This window comes from Longimicrobium sp. (genome assembly GCF_036280135.1).
In the GTDB taxonomy this organism is placed as follows: domain Bacteria; phylum Gemmatimonadota; class Gemmatimonadetes; order Longimicrobiales; family Longimicrobiaceae; genus Longimicrobium.
The window spans coordinates 1-2,655 of record NZ_DASURI010000617.1 but is presented as its reverse complement, the minus strand read 5'-3'; the positions used below and the strand labels follow the sequence as shown (position 1 = coordinate 2,655).

2 protein-coding genes are annotated in these 2,655 nt (G+C 69.3%); one reads left to right on the top strand and one right to left on the bottom strand.

Annotated features, from left to right (window positions below):
• The coding region (locus tag VFZ20_RS20035) for a nucleoside deaminase (protein WP_329685712.1) at positions 1-462 on the bottom strand (462 nt) is incomplete at its 3' end.
• Positions 463-694: 232 nt separating this feature from the next.
• Between VFZ20_RS20035 and VFZ20_RS20030 the strand changes: the two genes are divergently transcribed.
• Positions 695-2,655: xanthine dehydrogenase family protein molybdopterin-binding subunit (locus VFZ20_RS20030; RefSeq protein WP_329685711.1), on the top strand; the 1,961-nt coding region annotated here is incomplete at its 3' end.

Sequence of the window (2,655 nt, the reverse complement as noted above, 5' to 3'; positions counted from 1 at the left end):
GAGGTACGCGTGGCTCTCCGGAAAGACGGGGCCCTCCTCGAAGTTCAGCCGCAGGGCGTCGTCGCGCGTGGCGCCGCAGACCACGCGCCGCACGCCGCTCCACAGGCTGGCGCCCAGGCACATGGCGCAGGGCTCGCAGCTCGTCACCAGCTCGTACACGGGGCCGTCGGCGCTGCGCAGGCTGAAGCAGCCCAGCCGCGACTGCGCCATCATGATGGCCACCATCTCGCCGTGCAGCGTGCAGTTGTTCAGCCGCACCACGCTGTTCATCCCGATGGCCACGAGCGCGCCCGTCTCCGCCTCGAAGATGGCCGCGCCGAACGGGCCACCCGTGCCCCGCTCCACGTTCTCGCGCGACAGGGCGATGGCCAGGCGCATCCGCTCCTCGTCCGTGGCGTAGCGGCGGTCGGGGTCGGCGTATTCGTGCGCCCAGTCGGGAAGGTCGATGCGGATGGTTTCCATCGGGACAAGCGTGGCGGTGGACGACGGCATGGCGGACCTGCGAAACGGCGGGGAGGGAGATTGCAAAAGTGCGACGCGAAAGGTTAGAATAACGGGATTCCACGCACGCGGCAACTCGGTGGCGGGGCGCGGATTGCGCGCGCTCGCGTCCCGGCCGTATAGATTACGAGCAACCGCGCCGCGGCCGCCGCCTGGCCACGGCGCGCGCGTTCCCCCGCATCTCCATGCCCGCATGATCCCTGCCGTCGGCCGCAGCGTGTTCCGCAAGGACGGCATGCCCAAGACCACCGGCGCCGCCCGGTACGTCGACGACCTGCACTTCGACGGCATGCTCTACGGCCGCACCATCCGCGCGGAGATTCCCCGCGGCCGCGTGCGCGCCGTGCACCTGGACTTCGACACCACGGGCTTCACGATCGTCGACTGGCGCGACATCCCCGGCCCGCTGTGCAACTTCGTGGCGCTCATCGTGGACGATCAGCCCTTCCTGGTGAAGGACGAGATCAACCACTACGCCGAACCCATTCTCCTGCTGGCGCATGCGGATCGGCAGACGCTGCTCGAGGCGAACGTCCGCATCGAGTACGAGACCATCGAGCCCGTCCTGGACCCGGAGACGTCGCCCACCGTCTTCAAGGAGATCCGCATCCGCAAGGGCGACGTGGACCTGGCGATGGAAGGCGCCGACGTCATCGTCGAGGGCACGTACCGGACCGGCCACCAGGAGCACGTCTACATCGAGACCAACGGCGTCATCGCCGTCCCCGAGGTGAACGGGGGGATGACGGTATACGGCTCCATGCAGTGCCCGTACTACGTGCACAAGGCCCTCAGGCACCTGCTGCAGATCGAGGATCACCGCGTTCGCGTGGTGCAGACGGAGACGGGCGGCGGCTTTGGCGGCAAGGAGGAGTATCCCAACATCCTCGCTGGCCACGCGGCCCTGCTGGCGCGCAAGTCCGGCCGGCCGGTCAAGATGGTGTACGACCGGGTGGAGGACATGCTGGCCACCACCAAGCGGCATCCGTCCATCATCCGCCACCGCACGGGCGTCACCCGCGACGGGCGGCTGGTGGCCATGGAGATCGACGTGCTGATGGACGGCGGCGCGTACGTCACCCTCAGCCCCGTCGTGCTGTCGCGCGGGTGCATCCACGCGGCCGGGCCGTACCGCTGCGACCACGTGCGGCTGGACGGCCGCGCCGTGATGACCAACACGCCACCCAACGGCGCGTTCCGCGGATTTGGCGCGCCCCAGACGCAGTTTGCCACGGAGGTGCACATGGACCGCATCGCCGAGGCGCTGGGGATGGATCCCGTGCAGCTGCGCGAGATCAACGCCCTGCGCCCCGGCGACACCACGGCCACGGGCCAGGTGATGGGCGGCGACTGCAGCGCCATCGAGACGCTGCGGGCCGGCGTGGAAAAGTCCGGCTACCACCGCAAGCGCGCCGAGTACGCCGGGACCAATCGCGGCATCGGCCTCTCGCTCTTCTTCCACGGCAGCGGCTTCACGGGCAGTGGCGAGGTGTACCTCGCGTCCAAGGCGACGCTCGAAGCGACGGAGACGGGCGCCCGCGTGCGCGTGGCCAGCGTGGAGATGGGCCAGGGCACGCGCACCATGCACGCGCAGATCGTGGCCGACGCGCTGGGCATCCCGTACGAGAACGTGGAGATCGAGCAGCCCGACACGTCCCTCGTCCCCGACAGCGGCCCGACGGTCGCCTCGCGGACGTGCATGGTGGTGGGCAACATCCTCAAGCGCTGCGCGGAAGAGATGCGCGAGCGGCTGGGAGAGATGACGCCCGGCGAGTACGTCCGCCTGCACGGCCCGCTGGAGATCACCAGGCAGTACCAGAAGCCGGAGGAGATCGCCTGGGACGACACGGAGTACGTAGGCGACGCCTACGCCACGTACGGCTGGGGGTGCGACGTGGCCGAGGTGGAGCTGGACCCCGTGACGTACGAGGTGCGGCCCCTGCGCGTGACCGTCATCCACGAGATCGGCAAGGCCATCCACCCGTCCATGGTCGTGGGGCAGATCGAGGGCGGCACGGCGCAGGGCGTGGGCTGGGCGCTCAACGAGAACGTGGTGATGCGCGACGGCCACATGGCCAACCCCACGCTCACCAACTACACCATCCCGACCACGAAGGACGCGCCGCGGATGGACGTGCACATCCTGGAAAATCC